This is a genomic window from Streptomyces celluloflavus (genome assembly GCA_000720995.1).
Taxonomy (GTDB): Bacteria; Actinomycetota; Actinomycetes; order Streptomycetales; family Streptomycetaceae; genus Streptomyces; species Streptomyces celluloflavus.
In genome coordinates this window covers 1-16,412 of the sequence record JOEL01000015.1, presented here as the reverse complement: position 1 = coordinate 16,412, position 16,412 = coordinate 1, and the positions used below count along the sequence as shown (strand labels likewise).

The 16,412-nt window shown below is 69.9% G+C and carries 16 protein-coding genes; 12 read left to right on the top strand and 4 right to left on the bottom strand.

Annotated elements, in window-relative coordinates; all coding sequences use genetic code 11:
- Nucleotides 1–21 precede the first annotated feature (21 nt).
- Entirely contained in the window at nt 22–1,395 is a 1,374-nt protein-coding gene (locus tag IH09_RS16095; protein ID WP_110952342.1) for an MFS transporter, read from the top strand.
- Nucleotides 1,396–1,852: 457 nt separating this feature from the next.
- Here IH09_RS16095 and IH09_RS16090 read toward each other — a convergent pair whose 3' ends face one another.
- Together IH09_RS16090 and IH09_RS16085 are read right to left on the bottom strand one after the other, a co-directional pair.
- Entirely contained in the window at nt 1,853–2,047 is a 195-nt protein-coding gene (locus tag IH09_RS16090) for a DUF397 domain-containing protein (RefSeq protein ID WP_052856958.1), read from the bottom strand.
- A gap of 29 nt (nt 2,048–2,076) precedes the next feature.
- On the bottom strand, nt 2,077–2,946 hold the full coding sequence (locus IH09_RS16085; protein WP_052856957.1) for a Scr1 family TA system antitoxin-like transcriptional regulator: 870 nt from the start codon (nt 2,944–2,946) through the stop codon (nt 2,077–2,079).
- Nucleotides 2,947–3,318: 372 nt separating this feature from the next.
- Here IH09_RS16085 and IH09_RS16080 point away from each other — a divergent pair, with 372 nt between their 5' ends.
- The 9 genes from IH09_RS16080 to IH09_RS16050 all read left to right on the top strand — a co-directional run bounded on the left by IH09_RS16080 (nt 3,319) and on the right by IH09_RS16050 (nt 12,389).
- A complete protein-coding gene (locus IH09_RS16080) occupies nt 3,319–3,813 on the top strand; it encodes an ATP-binding protein (RefSeq protein ID WP_240150813.1) in 495 nt (164 codons plus the stop codon).
- Nucleotides 3,810–4,130, top strand: coding sequence for a hypothetical protein (locus IH09_RS16075; RefSeq protein WP_190233313.1), 321 nt, complete (start codon nt 3,810–3,812; stop codon nt 4,128–4,130). The genes IH09_RS16080 and IH09_RS16075 overlap by 4 nt, the downstream gene beginning before the upstream one ends.
- Nucleotides 4,127–4,255 carry a hypothetical protein gene (locus IH09_RS39930; RefSeq protein WP_275126254.1) on the top strand — a complete coding sequence of 43 codons (129 nt, stop codon included), beginning with the start codon at nt 4,127–4,129 and terminating at the stop codon, nt 4,253–4,255. The genes IH09_RS16075 and IH09_RS39930 overlap by 4 nt, the downstream gene beginning before the upstream one ends.
- 304 nt (nt 4,256–4,559) lie before the next feature.
- Entirely contained in the window at nt 4,560–5,843 is a 1,284-nt protein-coding gene (gene fxlM / locus IH09_RS16070; protein ID WP_052856955.1) for a methyltransferase, FxLD system, read from the top strand.
- Nucleotides 5,840–6,007 (top strand): FxLD family lanthipeptide, encoded by a 168-nt coding sequence (locus IH09_RS37280; protein ID WP_110952341.1) that lies wholly within the window; start codon nt 5,840–5,842, stop codon nt 6,005–6,007. The genes fxlM and IH09_RS37280 overlap by 4 nt, the downstream gene beginning before the upstream one ends.
- Before the next feature lie 223 nt (nt 6,008–6,230).
- Nucleotides 6,231–9,230 carry a lantibiotic dehydratase gene (locus IH09_RS16065; protein ID WP_318279470.1) on the top strand — a complete coding sequence of 1,000 codons (3,000 nt, stop codon included), beginning with the start codon at nt 6,231–6,233 and terminating at the stop codon, nt 9,228–9,230.
- Complete coding sequence (locus IH09_RS16060) at nt 9,227–10,459, top strand: lanthionine synthetase LanC family protein (protein ID WP_052856953.1); 1,233 nt, start codon at nt 9,227–9,229, stop codon at nt 10,457–10,459. Before IH09_RS16065 ends, IH09_RS16060 begins: the two co-directional genes overlap by 4 nt.
- A 59-nt stretch (nt 10,460–10,518) precedes the next feature.
- Nucleotides 10,519–11,529, top strand: coding sequence for a thiopeptide-type bacteriocin biosynthesis protein (locus tag IH09_RS16055; RefSeq protein ID WP_318279469.1), 1,011 nt, complete (start codon nt 10,519–10,521; stop codon nt 11,527–11,529).
- A complete protein-coding gene (locus IH09_RS16050) occupies nt 11,529–12,389 on the top strand; it encodes a hypothetical protein (protein WP_110952340.1) in 861 nt (286 codons plus the stop codon). Before IH09_RS16055 ends, IH09_RS16050 begins: the two co-directional genes overlap by 1 nt.
- Before the next feature lie 140 nt (nt 12,390–12,529).
- On the opposite strand, the gene IH09_RS16045 is transcribed toward IH09_RS16050, so the two are convergent.
- Together IH09_RS16045 and IH09_RS16040 are read right to left on the bottom strand one after the other, a co-directional pair.
- The gene (locus IH09_RS16045; protein WP_052856951.1) at nt 12,530–13,201 is read right to left on the bottom strand and encodes a class I SAM-dependent DNA methyltransferase; all 672 of its coding nucleotides are present in this window, start codon (nt 13,199–13,201) and stop codon (nt 12,530–12,532) included.
- A gap of 226 nt (nt 13,202–13,427) precedes the next feature.
- Nucleotides 13,428–14,819: a rhodanese-like domain-containing protein gene (locus IH09_RS16040; RefSeq protein ID WP_052856950.1), complete on the bottom strand. Its 1,392-nt coding sequence runs from the start codon at nt 14,817–14,819 to the stop codon at nt 13,428–13,430.
- 198 nt (nt 14,820–15,017) lie between these two features.
- On the opposite strand from IH09_RS16040, the gene IH09_RS16035 reads away from it, so the two are divergent.
- Both IH09_RS16035 and IH09_RS39925 read left to right on the top strand, forming a co-directional pair.
- Entirely contained in the window at nt 15,018–15,818 is an 801-nt protein-coding gene (locus IH09_RS16035) for a GntR family transcriptional regulator (RefSeq protein ID WP_052856949.1), read from the top strand.
- Nucleotides 15,803–16,412, top strand: a 610-nt coding sequence (locus tag IH09_RS39925) for a sulfite exporter TauE/SafE family protein (protein ID WP_318279468.1), incomplete at its 3' end; no start/stop codon positions are given. The genes IH09_RS16035 and IH09_RS39925, both read left to right, overlap by 16 nt.

Genomic DNA, 16,412 nt, shown 5'->3' with positions numbered 1-16,412 from the left:
CCACCCGTGAGAGGTGTCCCCGTGCCCGCGTCCCCCCGCCGTACAGCCGCAGCGCCATATCCCCCACCCGCCCGCTGGGCACTCGCCGCCGTCGCCACCGGCACCTTCTGCGTCCAGCTGGACTCCTTCGCGCTGAACCTGGCGCTGCCCGTCGTCCGCGCCGCCCTACCTGGGTCCGCTACCGCCGCCCCCTGGGTGATCAGCGGCTACCTGTTGGCCGCCGGATCGCTGATGCCGGTCGCCGGACGGCTGGGCGATCTGTACGGCAGGCGCCGGATGCTCCGCCTCGGCCTGGCGTTCTTCGGCACCGCCGCCGCCCTCTGCGCACTCGCCCCGTCGCTGCCCTTCCTGGTGGCGGCCCGGATCCTCCAGGGCGCGGGCGGCGCGCTGATCATGCCCGCCGGGCTGGCCCTGCTCACCACCTCCTTCCCCCCGGGGCACGGCCGCCGGGCGACCGGCCGGGCACTGGGACTGGCCGGCCTGGCCACCGTCTGCGGGCCGTTCCTCGGCGGCGCCCTCGCCGAGGCCGTCTCCTGGCGGGCCGTCTTCTGGCTGACGGTGCCGCTCACCGCGGCGGCCGCGCTGTGCGCCCGGCGGGCGGCCGAGTCCCGCGACCCGGGCCCGGGACACCGCCTCGACCTCCCCGGCGCGGCCGCCGCGACCGGCGCGCTGATCTGCCTCTCCCGGTGGGTGGAGCACGGCGCGGCCTGGGGCTGGGCGGCCGGCGCGGCACTGCTGGGCGCGGCGTTCGTACGGGCCGAGCGGCGCTCCCGGGCCCCGCTGGTGGACCTCGCACTCTTCCGCAACCGGCCGTACGTCCGGCTGACGGCGGCCGGTGCGGTCGCCAACTCCGCGACCGTGGCCCTGCTGTTCGCCGTCCCGCTGACGCTCCAGGAGGAGCGGGGGCTGTCGGTGCTGGGGGCGGGGGTCGCCTTCCTCGTCCCGGCCGCCGCGCTGGCCGCCGGCGGCCCCCTCGCCGGCCGAGTGCGGCCCGCCGCCGCCGTACCGGTGATGGCGCTCTGCCTGGCCACCGCCGCGGCCGCGCTCCGGTCCACCGGGCCCGGTACCACCACACCCACCCTGCTGGCCGCCACGACCGGAGCCGCGGCCGCACTGGGCGTGGCGGGCGGCCTGGCCCTCACCGGCACCCAGGCCGTCGTCCACCCGGCCCGCGCGGGCGAGGCATCCGGAGTGACCAAGTCCGCCCTGACCCTCACCGCGGGCCTCGGCCTCACCCTCACCGGCACGGGCCCCCACCCCTCACTCCTCGGCCCGGCCGCGGTCTGCCTGCTCGCCTCGCTGGCTCTGGCACTGCCCCTGGTGCCGGGCGGGGTACGGGCGGTGCGGGGGGCCACGCGGGGGCGGCGGGGGACGGGGGCCGACTCCGACGGGTGAGGTGGTGCTGTGGGGGCGGCCGTACGGGGGCCGCGGTTCCGGGGCGGGCCGGTGGCCGTCTCTGCTGGCCCAGCGGGCAGCGGGGGCGGGCCGGCCGTCCGGGTGGCCACGGCTCCCCCGGGTTGCACGCCGTTGCTGTCTGGATTGGATGTCGCGATGCACGTTGGCCTGACGGGGCACTGGTAGATACCGGTTGGCCTGCGATCCCTGCCGCAGCGCAGCGTGGCCTCAACCTCACGGACAACAGCTGATTTCATTCCTGGGCGAGCCACGAGGACGACGAGGGGGAGACGGCTTTGGCAGCGACGCGGCTGGTGCCCGCGAGCCGGGCGAGCATAGTCGTCTCGCCAGTAACAGTGATCGTCTTCCCGTTTCGAACAAGTAGAGCCTTGAAGCGAAGAGCGTCGTCCCTCCTCACTGTGGTTGAGGAGGGACGCTCTCGGTCTTCGCGGACTCGTCAGTTGCCGAACTTGCCGTTCGTCACTGCCCTGATGAAGTTGGACCAGGAACCGACGGGAAGGACAAAGGCTGGGCCATGCGGGTCCTTGGAGTCGCGGATACCGACCTTGCCGTTCAGGTCTGCGATCTCTACGCAGGAACCACCGGTGTCGTTGCTGTAGGAGGACTTGAACCAGGCGGATTCGTCGGCCACGTCAGGGGCCGTGATGTATGCGTTGATGGCTACTTCCGCTCTCGTGCTAGTTGTTGCAGGAACCCGGCCGTGCGGGCCGGAGGCAGGGCGCCGTCGCGCATGGCGTCGAATCGGCGAACATTCCTCTGGACCTCGCGCCGTTCGTCCGTGACGCTGATGGTGTTCGGCATGTCCACCTGGACGACGGGGGCGAGAGCATCGGCGAAGTCGAGAATCGCGAAGTTGCTCTCGGAACGGTAGGTGACGATGTCGTGGGTGAGGATCTGGATGGTCACGTTCTCCAGGCGGCTGAGCTCCACGATCTCGTCGTACTGCTCCCGCATGACGTCAGGCCCGCCTACCATCCGTCGCACGGCGGTCTCGTCCATGATGACGCGAAGTTCGAGCGGGTTATCGGACCTGGTGATCAGGTCCTTTCGCTCCAGTCGAAGTCGGACGTTCTGTTCGACGTACTCGGTGGTCGTCTCGTCCACAGGCTTCGCGACCATGAACAAGGCATGCGCGTATCCCTCCGTCTGCAGAAGACCGAACACGAAGTTGGGCTGGAAGGCGCGCATCACCGTCGCGTCCTGCTCCAAACCCCGGTACGTCGGCATCTTTGACGGCATGAACGCCTTGTAGGGCGTCCACGGCTCCTTGCTCAACGACTCCCGATGGAGCTGGAGCAGCGTCTCCCGATCCTCTCTCACCAGATTGCCGTCGTAGAGGTCCAGGAGGGCTTCGAGATCGCCCACGCGAGGTAGGTCGTTCTCTCCAATTTCGACACGCGCCAGTTTGGTGTGCGAGAACCCCAGCTCCTTGGCCACTTCCTGAAGCGTGAGGTCCTTCTTCTCCCGGAGCTTCCTCAGCTCCTTGCCGAGCTCTCTGCGTCGGAACGTCGCTCCGCGCTTCGCTGCCACCTTGCTGTCCTTTCACCGATTCAGGCTGTGGGTGCTGACGAGACCCCTGCCGGTGCCCGCTGTGGCCTTTACGGGGCGTTGGCGCATGCCGTGCCCCTGAGTGTGCCACCCCCTGTCACTGGTCCGGCAAGCCCCTGTCACTGCTCGGGCATTTGCCAATTTTAGAGCCCTAGCCGTTGCGCTTGCACAGTAACTCGCACATGCATGACCGTAGTTGAACCACCGGCGGTCGGCTTCGAGGAGGGGCAGGCAGTCGCGCGGTTCAGCCGGCGCGCCCGCTGCGCGATGGGGACGGCCTCACCCGTCTCGACCCCTGCGACGCAGCGGCGCCCGGTCAACTCCCGTACCACCTACTGTGACAGGTGTCGGATCATGACGAAGCCAGCTGAACGAGCAGGGCAAGGTTCTGCTCATCTCTCCCCGTCGGCCGGACTCGACGATGGCCTGCGAGCCATGGCCGTCATGACAGCAATAGACACGCGGCAGTACCGACAGGAACTGACCGTTCGCCCGAAGGACCTGGGGTGCATCCGCCGGATCGTCGGCGCGCACCTGCGGCATTGGGGCCATGGCGAATTGGTCCGCCCCGCCAGTATGTGCGTCACAGAACTGCTCTCCAACGTGCACAAACACGCGGGATCCGCTGCCTGCACCCTTCTCCTCCAGTCCTCGCCCACGGGCGTGCGCATCGTCGTCAGCGACAGATGCCGGGACCTCCCCGTGATCCGCGAACCGGACTGGTCCGCCGAGAGCGGGCGCGGATTGTTCCTGATCAGCAAGACAGTCGACGCCTGGGGCGCCAGCCCGAACCCCGGAGGTAAGGACGTGTGGGTCGAGTTCTGCACTGCCAGGGAGACCGTGGCATGAATGCCACACTGATCTACCCCCCATTCCCTATGCGCCACGACGACACCCGGCGCGAGGTGGTCGCCGAGCCCGCACGGCCCGTAGACGACGGAACGACGGTGAGCCTGCTGGACAGGCTGCACGACTCCTTCGTCAACGACGAGGACCTTGACGACGACCTGGACCTGATCCTCAGCCTGGAGTCTGCACTCCCGACCGCCAAAGACGCCGAACGGCTGGCTCCTCAGCCATTGCAGGATGGTCGAGCGGGAATCCGCGTCCGGCTTCCGTCACGAGCTGGAACGCCTGGGAGCAAAACGACCAGACCTTACGGATGATCACCGACACCGAACTCGACCGCTTCACGCGCTACTGCCTCACTCGCCGCGGGCGGATCGCCACCGACGCCGGCTGCGATAGCGGCGCCTTCACCCGCCGGCTTCACCACTCCGGATTCGATTGACCAAGGGAGGTGCGCCTCGATCCCTCAGGCCACCACATCGTGGGACTCGCTCTGGGTGGCGACCGGCTTTCGGACATTCCCAGCCGTCACTCTGTCGGAATCAACAGATCCCACGGTCGGGTCGGCGAGCAAGGCCGAGATGGAGCAACTCAGTGACTAACCTCCCGAAGGAGGCACTGGGAAGGGTCAACACACCTGAGAACACAGTGGAGTTGTTCGACAGCAATGACCTGGCCCACCAGAGGTGACCTCGTGCAACCGCAAGTCAGTCACCACCCAGTGCAGTGCAAGAAGGGAACAGCGCGTGACCGAAGTGACCGCCGACTCGGCCTCCGCAGCTGAGCTGCGAGACAGGCTCGTGAATGAGCTTGTGGCCCAGCACACGATCGAGTCGAAGGAGGTCGAAGAGGCATTCCGTAAGGTGCCCCGGCATCTGTTCGCCCCCGGAGCGCCCCTGGAGAAGGCGTACGCCCATGCCGTTGTGGCCACGAAGCGCGACGCGAACGGGATCACTATCAGCTCGGTGTCCGCGCCGGAAATCCAGGCCACCATGCTGGAGCAAGCGGGGCTTCGTCCCGGTCACCGGGGCCTGGAGATCGGTTCCGGTGGCTACAACGCCGCGCTGATGGCTGAGCTGGTCGGCACGGGCGGTGAGATCACGACCATCGACATCGACGCAGATGTCACCGACCGCGCCCGCGCCTGTCTGAAGGGGGCCGGATACGCCCGCGTGAATGTCGTACTGACGGATGGCGAGGAGGGATGCGCCGAGCATGCCCCGTACGACAGGACGGTCGTCACCGTCGGCAGCTGGGACATCCCGCCGGCCTGGGTGGACCAGCTCGCTGAAGGAGGAACCATCACAGTTCCCCTTCGGATGCGGGGCCTGACCCGATCGATCACCTTCGTCCGAGCCGGAGATCGCCTGGTCAGCCAGTCGGCGAAGATCTGCGGCTTCGTCACGATGCAGGGCGCGGGAGCGCACCGGGAACGACTGCTGCTTCTGCGCGGCAAGGAGATCGGTCTGCGGTTCGATGACGAGTGGCCGGCCGACCCGGACTTGCTGAACGGTGCGCTCGACACCGAGCGAGTCGAGGTGTGGTCGGGGGTGAGGATCCCCCGTGGGGAGCAGTTCGACACGCTCCAGATGTGGCTGGCCACGGCACTGGACGGCTTCTGTCTCCTCGCAGTCGACCCGAAGCTGGACACGGGCCTGGTCTCCCCCCAGAACAAGATGGCTTGCCCGGCCGTGGTCGAGGGAGGAGCTTTCGCCTATCTCGCCTTGCGGAAACTGGGCGAGGAACCGGATCCGGTGTTCGAGTTCGGAGCGCACGCCTTCGGGCCGGATGCCGCCGCGCTCGCCGACGCCATGGCCGAGCAGATCCGTGTCTGGAGCCGTGACCACCGCGGCGGGCCTGGCCCGAGCATCACGGCTTACCCGGCCGATACCCCCGATGAACAGCTCCCTGAGGGGCGAGTCATCAACAAGCGGCATGTCCGCGTCCTCATCTCCTGGCCGTCGGAGGGCCTGTCTCCGGCGAGCCAGGGCAACCCGCACCAACTCATCCAGAAGGAGCGAACAGCATGAATATCGAAGCCACGGCCACCCAGGTCGATGTGGAATTCACGCTCGACGTCCGCGTCATCGAGTCCGGCGTGCCGGTCCGTGACCTGTTGCGCGACACCAGCGACAACTGCGGCTCCAGCTGCTCCGGCACGGCCTGCACCTCGTTCGTGGGCGACCCGGCCTGACGCTGATCCCTGTTGGTGGCGCCGGCCAGGCGGACAGCCCTGCCGGCGCCACCGGCGACATCTACCCCCGCACGCTGTCGAAAGGGAAGAGGAGCTGATGACAGCAGGAGCGGACCGGCTGCTGTACCGACTGGCCGGCGTACCCCTGGTACGCGCCACGACGCAGCCAGACAGGGCGCTACTCACCGAGGGACCGCCTCTCACCGGTTCTCCCGAGGTAGCTGTGGCCGAGGGACTGGCCTGGCTGAAGCAGGTGTGGCAGCACGATGAGGCCCGGCGTGCCGTCGAGACCGCCAGTCCTGTGCTGGCCCAGCAGATTTCCGGGCTGATTGACGGACGGGCAGTCGATGCCCGCCAAGTGCGCCGCCTCGTGGTGTCCTTGGCCTCGTACCAGTTGCGCTGGCAAGGACGAGCCACCCCGTTCGGTCTGTTCGCCGGAGTCAGCACGGCTCAAGTCGGCACCGACGCTCACGTGCGCTGGGGAGAGAGCCACCGCACAGTCGCCAGGGCGGACGCGCAGTGGTTGGGGGCCGTCGTCGCCCGTCTGGAGCGGCACCCCCGCCTGCTGGAACGCCTGTTGGTGGTCACGAACCCCGTCGCGTTCGTGCGCGGGGACCGACTCGCCGCCCCGGGCGAGCCGCCCGACGACCGTCCTGGCGTACTCGCGCCGATCGAGATATCCGTCGGTCACACGCGACCGGTGCGTACCGCGACGGAGGCTGCTCGCCAGCCCATCCGCTTCGGGGAACTTGTCGCACTGCTGGTCGCTGACTACCCGACCGTACCGCCGAAGCAGATCAGTTCCCTCCTGGCCGAACTCGTCACCCAGCACCTCCTGCTCACCAACCTCCGAGCGCCGATGACTGTCCCGGACGCCCTGGGACACCTCCGGGCGCAGCTTGAGGCGGCTGATGCCGACGAGCTACCCGACCTCGCCGGCTTGGTGCAGCACCTGCGGGTGATTCACGAAGACCTGTCGTGCCACAACGACGCCGCATCCCCCACCGCCGCCCACGCCATGAGAGCAACGGTGGCTGAGCGGATGAACGCGATATGCGATATCGCCCCACAGCAGCTGGTTGTCGATACAGCCCTGGACTGCGACGTATCCCTTCCCGAGGCGGTAATCCGCGAGGCCGAGACCGCTGCCTCCGCTCTGCTGCGCCTGACGCCCTACCCGTTCGGCTATCCCCGATGGAAGGACTTCCACGTCCGGTTTCGGCAGCGGTACGGAGTGGGGGCCGTCGTCCCCGTGCCCGAGCTGGTCGGCGACACCGGGCTGGGGCTGCCCGCCGGATACCTGGGCTCGCCAGTGACGAACACCGCGCGCACGCTCACCGAACGCGACGAAACCCTGCTCGCCCTTGTCCAGCAGGCCGTCATCGATGGTGCTGAAGAGATCGCGCTGACCGAGCCCGTGGTCCGCAGGCTGGCCGTCGGCAACCTCTCAGAGATGCTCCCGCCACCGCGCGCCGAACTCGCCTTTCAGATCCACGCCGCCTCACCGCAGGCCATAGGGGACGGGGCGTTTCGCCTGCTCGTCACAGCAACCCCACGCCCCGGCAGCAGCATGGCCGGACGGTTCACCGACCTGCTGCCCGAGGCCGACCGCAGGAGCCTGTCCGACACGTACGCCGCCCTGAGTACGGACGATCCTGAGGCCATCGCCGCCCAGCTGTCGTTCTTCCCACGCCGGCGGCGCAGCGAGAACGTGGTCCGGACGTCCCAGCTGCTCCCGCACACGATCTCCCTGTCTGAGCACCGCGATCCCCACCCTGATCTCATCCAAGTACGCGACCTCGCGGTCACTGCAGACGCTCGCCAGCTCCACCTGGTACAGCTATCGACCGGCAGGCACATCGAACCGCGGGTCGTGCACGCCCTGGAAGCGGGCACCCTCACTCCGCCACTCGCCCGCTTCCTCGCCGAGATCACCACCGCTCGCTGCGCCGTCTACAAGGCGTTCGACTGGGGAGCCGCGATACGTCTGCCGTACCTGCCGCGGCTGCGCCACGGCCGGACCGTGCTCTCGCCGGCACGCTGGCTCCTGACAGCAGCAGACCTTCCCCGGCCTGCCGCCCCGTCGGCCGAATGGGACGGTGCTCTTGAGGCATGGCGTCGTCGGCTGCGCGCCCCGGAAACCGTCGTTCTGTGCGAGTCCGACCTGCGCCTGCCACTCGATCTCGGCCACCCCCTCCACCGGGCGCTGCTCAGGAACCGCCTCGGTGTGGCCCGCGAGGTCGAGCTGCAGGAGGCCCCGACCTCCGCCGATCTCGCCTGGATGGGCCGCGCCCACGAATTCCTCCTGCCGCTGCGTCTCGCCCACCCGCGCGCCGCAGAACGAAAACCGATGGCGCCGTCGCCCCTCCGAGCCATCGAACGCGACGCCGGGCATCTGCCGGGCCGCTCTCCATGGCTGTACGCGCAGGTTCACGGGCACCCGGACCGCCAGGACGAAGTCTTGGCTGAGCACCTGCCCCGCCTCCTCGACGGCTGGACCGACCTTCGGCAATGGTGGTTCCGGCGTCATCACGACACCACCCGCCCTGACGCCGAGCAGTACCTGAGCCTCTACCTGCGCCTGCCCACTCCCGACCAGTACGGACAGGCCGCCACCCGAATCGGCGAGTGGGCCGCCGATCTGCGCCGCTGCGGCCTTCTTGCGCACCTCCAGCTCGCCACCTATCACCCCGAGGCTGGACGCTACGGCCACGGCGAGGCGATGGACGCGGCAGAGGAGCTGTTCGCCGCCGACTCCGCCGCTGCCCTCGCCCAGATCACGCTCGCCGTCCGCACCGGGCTGCCGCCCGAGGCTGTCACCGCGGCCGGCCTGGTTGACCTTGCCGTCTCCTACGCAGAAACACCCGACGTTGGCCTGCACTGGCTGATCAACAATCTCCCGCACGATCAGGGCAAGTTGGACCGGACCCTGCGGGATGTCGCGATGCGAGTGGCAGACCCCGGCGACGACTGGGCGACGCTGCGCGCCGCGCCTGGCACCGAGAACGTGACACGCGCCTGGGAACGACGCCGGGCTGCCCTTGTCACCTACCGCACGCAGCTTGCCCGACAGCGCGAGCCCTACGGCGTGCTGAGATCCCTGCTCCACATGCATCACGTCCGCACCATCGGTGTCGACCCGGCTCGCGAACGAGTCAGCCACCGACTGGCCCGCGCCTCGGCCCTGCGACAGACCGCCCACGAACGGAAGGGAACGCGGTGAGCGCGCTGACCCGTACCGCGTCCGCCGCCGCGCAGGAGATCGCCGGACAGCTGACGACGCCCGAACCGCTCCCCGCTGAACTGGGATGGCGTACGCAGTCCCTGTCCAAGGGAGCGGCCGGCGTCGCGCTGCTGCACATCGAGCGCGCCCACACAGGGGAGGGCAGCTGGCAGACCGCGCACAGCTGGGTGACGGCCGCGGCCGGGGATGGGGTGAGTGCTGCGGACGACGCCAACCTGCTCTTCGGTGCACCCGCTCTCGCCTTCGTCCTCCACGCGGCCGGGGCTGACGGCATCGTGCGATACGGCCCAGCCCGCACCGGAGTGGACGCGTATGTCACCGCACTCACCCACCGCCGCGTCGACCTCGCACATGCCCGTATCGACCGCGGCGCGCTTCCTGCCTTCGGCGAGTACGACCTCTTTCACGGCCTAACCGGGATCGGTGCCCATCTCCTTCAACACGCGGCTGGCAACGATGCTTTGGAGCGCGTACTGGCCTACCTGGTACGCCTGACGCAACCGCTGCGGGCCGGCGACGAAACCCTGCCGGGGTGGTGGGTCTTCCACGACCCCCAGGTCAAGCGGTCCGATGCCTTCCCCGGTGGGCACGGCAACTTCGGCGTCGCACACGGCATCGCCGGGCCGCTCGCGCTCCTCGCCCAGGCTCGGCGCCGAGGGATCACCGTAGACGGGCATGACGAAGCCCTCCACGTGATCAGCACCTGGCTGGACGTCTGGCGGCAGCACGCCGGCTCCGGTCCTTGGTGGCCGCAGTGGATCACCCGCGACCAGCTGCGTACCGGCCGACCGGGACAGCTCGGCCCAGGGCGACCGAGTTGGTGCTACGGCACGCCCGGCCTTGCCCGCGCTCAGCAGCTCGCAGCCATCGCCACAACGGATACCGCACGTCAGCAGATGGCTGAACACACCCTCGTCAGCTGCTTGTCCGACCCGGACCAGCTCAGCCGGATCTCGGACATCAGCCTCTGCCATGGCTGGGCCGGGCTGTACCAGACGGTCTGGCGAACTGCCCGTGACGCGTGCACGCCTGAGGTCAGCGTGCACGTGCCCGGATTGGCCGAGCGTCTCATTCAGCAGTGCCGCGCCGGTCTTGGCGAGGGCACCGGACTGCTCGAAGGGGACACGGGACTTGCCCTCGCCCTGCATACCGCCGCGCACCCCACACCGCCGATCTCCGGGTGGGACTCGTGTCTGCTGATCAACTGAGCCGCTCCCGAGCCAGGAAGGGATGAGGAAGGGTGGAAGATTCCGTCTCACCGCACCAGGTGACCAAGAGCGTTCTTGAGGTTCTGGCCGGCGCCCCACTCCACCAGGCTGCCGCCCGTGCCGGGATGAAGTCCGACGACCTCTCTGATGCCGTCGAGGTCTATCAGACCGCGGGAGCGTACGCCCTCGCAGCACAAGCTGAGGCCGCCCGTGGCTGGTACTCGGTCTCCATTCGGTTTGCGGACTGGAGTGCCGCCGAGCAGACCGCCATCACCGTCCTCGATCCACAACTGGAGCAGGCAGAGACCACAGGGGCGCTCGCCGGTTGGTGGTTCCTTCGCAAGTACCCCTGCTGGCGTCTCCGCTGCCGGCCCGGCCCCGCGGCCACCCGCGCCGACGCCGGGAACGCCGTGAGCAACATCCTGGGCAGGCTCATGAACGAAGGGCTGGTTGACCGATGGTGGCAGACCATCTACGAGCCCGAGTCTCTGGCGTTCGGCGGTCCGCACGGCATGGACGTCGCCCACGATCTCTTCCATGCCGACAGCAGGGGTGTCCTCGACTACGTACGTCGCCATGACGCCACTGCGCTCCCGGGAACAGCCCTCGGCCGTCGGGAGCTGTCCGTCCTGCTGTCCAGCACTCTGTTCTTCGGCGCTGGTCAGGAGCCGCACGAGCAGGGCGACATCTGGCACCGCGTCGAACAGCTGAGACCTCTGCCGTCCGATACGCCCGCCAACCGGCTGACCGAGATGACTACGGCGCTACAAGTCCTGATGAAACTCGACACCAGCCCCACCAGCCCCCTGTTCGACGAGGGTGCCCCGCTCGCCTTCATAGCGCCCTGGGCCGCTGCCTTCGAGACTGCCGGGCGGGGTCTGCACAGTGCGGCACACCTCGGCACTCTCCAGCGAGGCGTGCGGGACATCCTTGCCCATCACGTGATCTTCGCCTGGAACCGCATGGGCCTGGACAGCCGAACACAGGGCATCCTCGCGCGGGCGGCACGTGACACCGTGATGAACCCGTCAACAATGCTGCCCGATACCCCCTCATCGGAGGGCAGTTGATGCTCACGGAACCCGAGGACCCCGAGGTCACCGCGCGAATGCGAACCGCCCGTGGCCTCGCTTGCACGGAACTGGAAATCCGGCCCGAACGGGAGGCTGACGAGGCGTGGGGGTGGCACGGCCGAACGCTGAGCCTCCCCGTCGTCGCCCCCGACGGCCCGGCCTGGCTGCGCCTCGGCTGCGCCCCGTCCGACGAGGTCAACGTCACGTTCTGGGACGGCTCCGTCACGGCCGAGCAGGCCATCCCGGACTCCGTACCGCGCCCTCGACTGCACGCCGTTCACGACTGGAGCGACGAGCAATGGGAGTACCGCGCTGAACTGTACGAGCGGGTCACCGCCCGGCCCGCTTCGACAACCGCCACGCTGACCGCCATCCCGGATGTGCCCTCCAATTGGTGGAGAGCCGTCCGCGCAGGACTGGACGACATCGCTCAAGTACCCACCGAACGTCTCTCTGTACATCAGCCCTTCCTCAAGCGCGCCATGCCACAGTTCCTCGGCACACCGATCGACACCACAGCACCGTCGTGGTCCACAGCGCATGGCGACTTTCACTGGGCGAATCTCTGCGCGCCCGAACTCCGCATATTCGACTGGGAAGGTTGGGGCCTCGCCCCGACCGGCTATGACGCGGCCGTGCTCCACAGTCACAGCCTGCTCATGCCCTCCGTCGCCGCCACCGTCCGTCACGAACTGCGCGACGTGATCAACGCCCCTGAAGGCCGGTATGCCGAACTCGCCGTCATCACTCAGCTCCTCCACAGCACCATCCGCGGTGACAACCTCGAACTGGCCGACCCCCTTCGCCGTCGCGCCGAACATCTTCTGGGACGCGCCGTTCCCCACCCAGACGAATAGGCACGGGAACGGTGCGCGGCAAAGCTCTCCAAGAGTCTCCCCAGCATCGTTCCAATGGCTGAAAGTGACGAGTCTCTGCGCGCTGTGCAAATCACCGCTCGCAGCCCGAAGGCTGCGTTGGAGATCGACGGACGCCGGCGCTAAGGCGCCCCCACCTCTCCCCGCCTGTGCGCCAGGAGATACGCCTGCCGCCCCTGAGTGGGTCTCTCCCGCTCGTCGGGCTCGCGGATCAGGCGGGCGTCCGCGGTGAGACCGGCGTCGTCGGCCAAGCCGGCGACGTGGTCGGGGGCCAGCCAGTGGACGTCCAGGGAGAGGTCGTGGCCGTAGGCACGCGCCAGGTGGCGGTGCTCGTCGCCGGCCTTGAAGGCGAGCAGTAGCCGGCCGCCCGGGGCCAGCACACGGTGGAACTCCGCGAATACGTCCGGCAGCAGCTCCGGTGGGGTGTGGATGATCGAGTACCAGGCGACGATGCCGCCGAGCGCGCCGTCCGCCAGGTCCAGCGCGGTCATCGACCCCTCCTCGAACCGGAGCTCCGGATGGCTGCGGCGGGCCACCGCCACCATCTCCGGGGACAGGTCGATGCCGAACGCGGGCACTCCGAGGCCGTGCAGGTGCGCGGTCACCCGGCCGGGGCCGCAGCCGAGATCGGCGACCGGACCCGCGTCGTCGGCCCGTACCAGCTCGGCGAACGCGGCGAGCATGGCGCGGTCCAGCGGTTTGGTGTCGAGTTCCGTGCGGAGGAGGGTGGCGTAGTCGGCGGCGACGGTGTCGTAGGCGGCCCGGATGGCGCGCAGGTGGGCGGGTTCGGTCATGGCCGGGGACAGTAGCCTGCCGCCACCGACTGACGCAGCGTCAGCAGATTCGACAACCCGACGCCATGCCCGACGGCACCTCCGGCCGCACCCGGCGGGACCTCGGAGAGCCCGGCGCCACGTCAAACGCCCTCCCGGCACCACGTCAGCGCCCTCCCGGCACCACCTCCGCGCGCCCCCGGCGCCCCCGCGGCTCACCCCACTCCCCCTCGCCCCGCCCTCCCCCTCACCCCACCCCAACCCCCTCCCGTTCTCCGGCCTCGACCGCCGCATAGCCCCCGAGCACATCGCACACCTCGTCGAACCCGTGCGCCTCCAGCAGCGCCGCGGCGATGGCCGAGCGGTTGCCGCTGCGGCAGTAGAGGATGACGGGGCGGTCGCGGTCCAGGTGGGTGAGGCGGTCGAGGAGGCCGGCCAGGGGGATGTTGAGTGAGTTGGGGAGGGCACCCGCGGCGTGTTCGGACGGGTTGCGGACGTCTATCAATTGGTCGGGTTCCGACGGGAGTTGATCGATCGTGATGCGGTTGCTGCGGGAGGTCAGCGCGGGTTCGCGGGCCAGGGCGGTGGCCGGGTCGGGGACGTGGCCGAGGACGTGGTCGTAGCCGATGCGGGCGAGGCGCAGGCGGGCCTCCGTCTCGGAGCCGGGGTCGGCGAGCAGCACGATCGGGGTGCCCGGGGCGACCACGCTGCCGGCGTACTCGGCGAACCGGGTGTCCAGGCCGGCGTGCAGCGAACCGGTGAGATGGGCCTCGGCGTAGGCGGCCAGGGGGCGGCAGTCGAGGAGGGCGGCGCCCTGTTCGGCACGGGCCGCGCATGCCTGCGCCAGGGTGAGGGCGGGCGGCGGGCCGGGCTCCAGGAGGGGGTGGCCGTCGCGGTTGAGGGCCACGTCGTGGGCGAAGTAGCCGGGGGCGGCGGGCTGGTCCGCGGTGACCAGGCGGACGAAGTCGGCCTCCGGCATGGGCTGCAGGGCGTAGTTGACGCGGCGCTGCTCGCCGATGGTGGAGGTGGTCTCGGTGGACAAGTTACGGCCGCAGGCCGAGCCCGCGCCGTGTCCGGGAAAGACCCGGGTGGCGTCGGGGAGGGCCAGGAGTTTGCCGTGCAGCGAGCGGTGCAGGCGCACGGCCATGTCGTGCGGGGTGTGCCCGGCGGCGGAGAGCAGATCGGGGCGGCCGACGTCGCCGACGAAGAGGGTGTCGCCGGTCAGTACGCCGTAGGGCACGGCGTCGTCGGGGTGTTCGTGGACGACCAGGCAGATGGATTCGAGGGTGTGGCCGGGGGTGGCGAGCACGGTCAGCGTGACGCCGCCGCTCTCGTCGTCGCCGAGGGTGATGCGTTCGCCGTCCCGTAGCCGCCGGATGGGGAAGCCGGTCCCGGCGGCCTCACCGAAGGCGATGGCGGCGCCGGTCGCCCGCGCGAGTTCGAGGTGGCCGGAGAGGAAATCGGCGTGCAGATGCGTCTCGATGACGAGCTCGATGCGCAGGCCCGCCCGTTCCGCGTCGCGCAGGTATTCGTCGATGTCGCGGCGCGGATCGACGAGGACGGCGCGTCCGGTGGTCTCGTCGCCGATCAGGTACGACGCCTGGGAGAGGCAGTCGAGGTAGTACTGCGCGAAATGCACGGTCGGCCTCCAGGGGTGCGCGGAACCCGTGTGCGCTGCCTCGGGCCCGCTCGGGCGTACTGCATGATGCGTTGTGCGGATGCACGGATGTACGTACATTAGGCATCCGAGAACGTGACGACAACCCGGTGCACCCCGGAACCTCCCGTCTCGGCCACCGCCGTCGCCTCATCCGCACCTCCGTGGAGGAACCCCGCCATGACGACCGAGCCGCCGGACGGCGAGCACGCGCCGCGCCCCCTGGACCGGCGCTCGCCGCTGCCCCTGTGGGCCCAGCTCTTCGCCGATCTGCGCCGCCGGATGGAGGCCGGCGCGTTCACCGAGGAGTTCCCGGCCGAGCACCGGCTCACCGGTGAGTACGAGGTCAGCCGGCACACCGTCCGCGAGGCGCTGCGCAAACTGCGCGCCGACGGCCTGGTCATCGCCGAGCGGGGCCGCGCCAGCCGGCTGGACACCCGCCGCATACAGCAGCCGCTCGGTTCGCTCTACAGCCTCTTCCGCGAACTGGAGGGCCAGGGCGTGGAGCAGCGCAGCGAGGTGCTGCGGCTGGAGCGGACGGTGGACGGCACGGTCGCCGGGCAGCTGGAACTGGCCCCGGACGCACCGCTGGTCGTCCTGGAGCGGCTGCGGCTCGCGGACGGCGAACCGCTCGCGCACGACACCGCGTATCTGCCCGCCGAGATCGCCGAACCGCTGCTGGACGCCGACTTCGGGCACACCGCGCTCTACAGCGAGCTGACGCGGCGCTGCGGGGTGAAGGTCACCGGCGGCCGGGAACGGATCCATCCGTTCCTGCCGGACGTCCGGCAGGCGTGGCTGCTGGGACTGGCCGACCGCGAGGCGGCGTTCGCCATCGAGCGGCTGGGCCGGGCCGGGGAACGGCCGGTGGAGTGGCGCGAGACGGTGGTACGCGGCGACCGGTTCACGTTCGTCGCGCAGTGGTCCGACGACAGCCGGTCGGTCGATCTCGCGCCGCGGGCCTCGTGTCCATCGGCATAGCCGTCACGGCGCTCCCGTGCGGGCTGCTCATCGGCCTGCTGCTGGGCGCGCTCGGCGGCGGCGGTTCGGTCCTGGCCGTACCGGTCCTGGTCTATCTGCTCGGCCAGTCACCGCACGAGGCGACCGCGGGCGCCCTGGTCGTGGTCGCGGTCGGCTGCGTCACCGGCCTGGCCTGTCACGCGCGGGCGGGCCGGATCCGCTGGGCGGCCGGCGCGGTCTTCGGCGCGCTGGGCACGGCCGGCACCTACCTCGGCTCCCGCTGGAGCGCGGCCCTGGACCCGTCCCTGCTGATGTCGGGGTTCGCCCTCCTGATGCTCACGGTGGCGGCGCTGATGGTGGTGCGCACCGTGCGGGAGCGGCGGGTGAGGCCCGACGGGCAGCCGGGGGACGTGGTGGACGTGCCGCTGTGCCGTGCGGAGCCGGACGGCACGCAGCCGGATCACGCCCGGCCCGTACAGCCTGATCGCGCACGGCCGCCCACCGGACCGGCGGACCCCGGCGAACCGGACCGGCAAACGGACCACCGGGAGCCGCACCACCGGAAGCCGGACCACCAGAAGCCGGCCCCCACCCCCGCGCTCCCGCCCCCCGGCT

What these genes read in the sequence shown, in the direction of transcription:
- IH09_RS39930 (WP_275126254.1), top strand. Translation starts at nt 4,127, where the DNA reads ATGATCACCGACACCGAACTCGACCGCTTCACGCGCTACTGCCTCACT.
- IH09_RS16035 (WP_052856949.1), top strand. Translation starts at nt 15,018, where the DNA reads ATGACGACCGAGCCGCCGGACGGCGAGCACGCGCCGCGCCCCCTGGAC.
- IH09_RS16075 (WP_190233313.1), top strand. Translation starts at nt 3,810, where the DNA reads ATGAATGCCACACTGATCTACCCCCCATTCCCTATGCGCCACGACGAC.
- IH09_RS16050 (WP_110952340.1), top strand. Translation starts at nt 11,529, where the DNA reads ATGCTCACGGAACCCGAGGACCCCGAGGTCACCGCGCGAATGCGAACC.
- IH09_RS16045 (WP_052856951.1), bottom strand. Translation starts at nt 13,201, where the DNA reads ATGACCGAACCCGCCCACCTGCGCGCCATCCGGGCCGCCTACGACACC.
- IH09_RS37280 (WP_110952341.1), top strand. Translation starts at nt 5,840, where the DNA reads ATGAATATCGAAGCCACGGCCACCCAGGTCGATGTGGAATTCACGCTC.
- IH09_RS16080 (WP_240150813.1), top strand. Translation starts at nt 3,319, where the DNA reads ATGACGAAGCCAGCTGAACGAGCAGGGCAAGGTTCTGCTCATCTCTCC.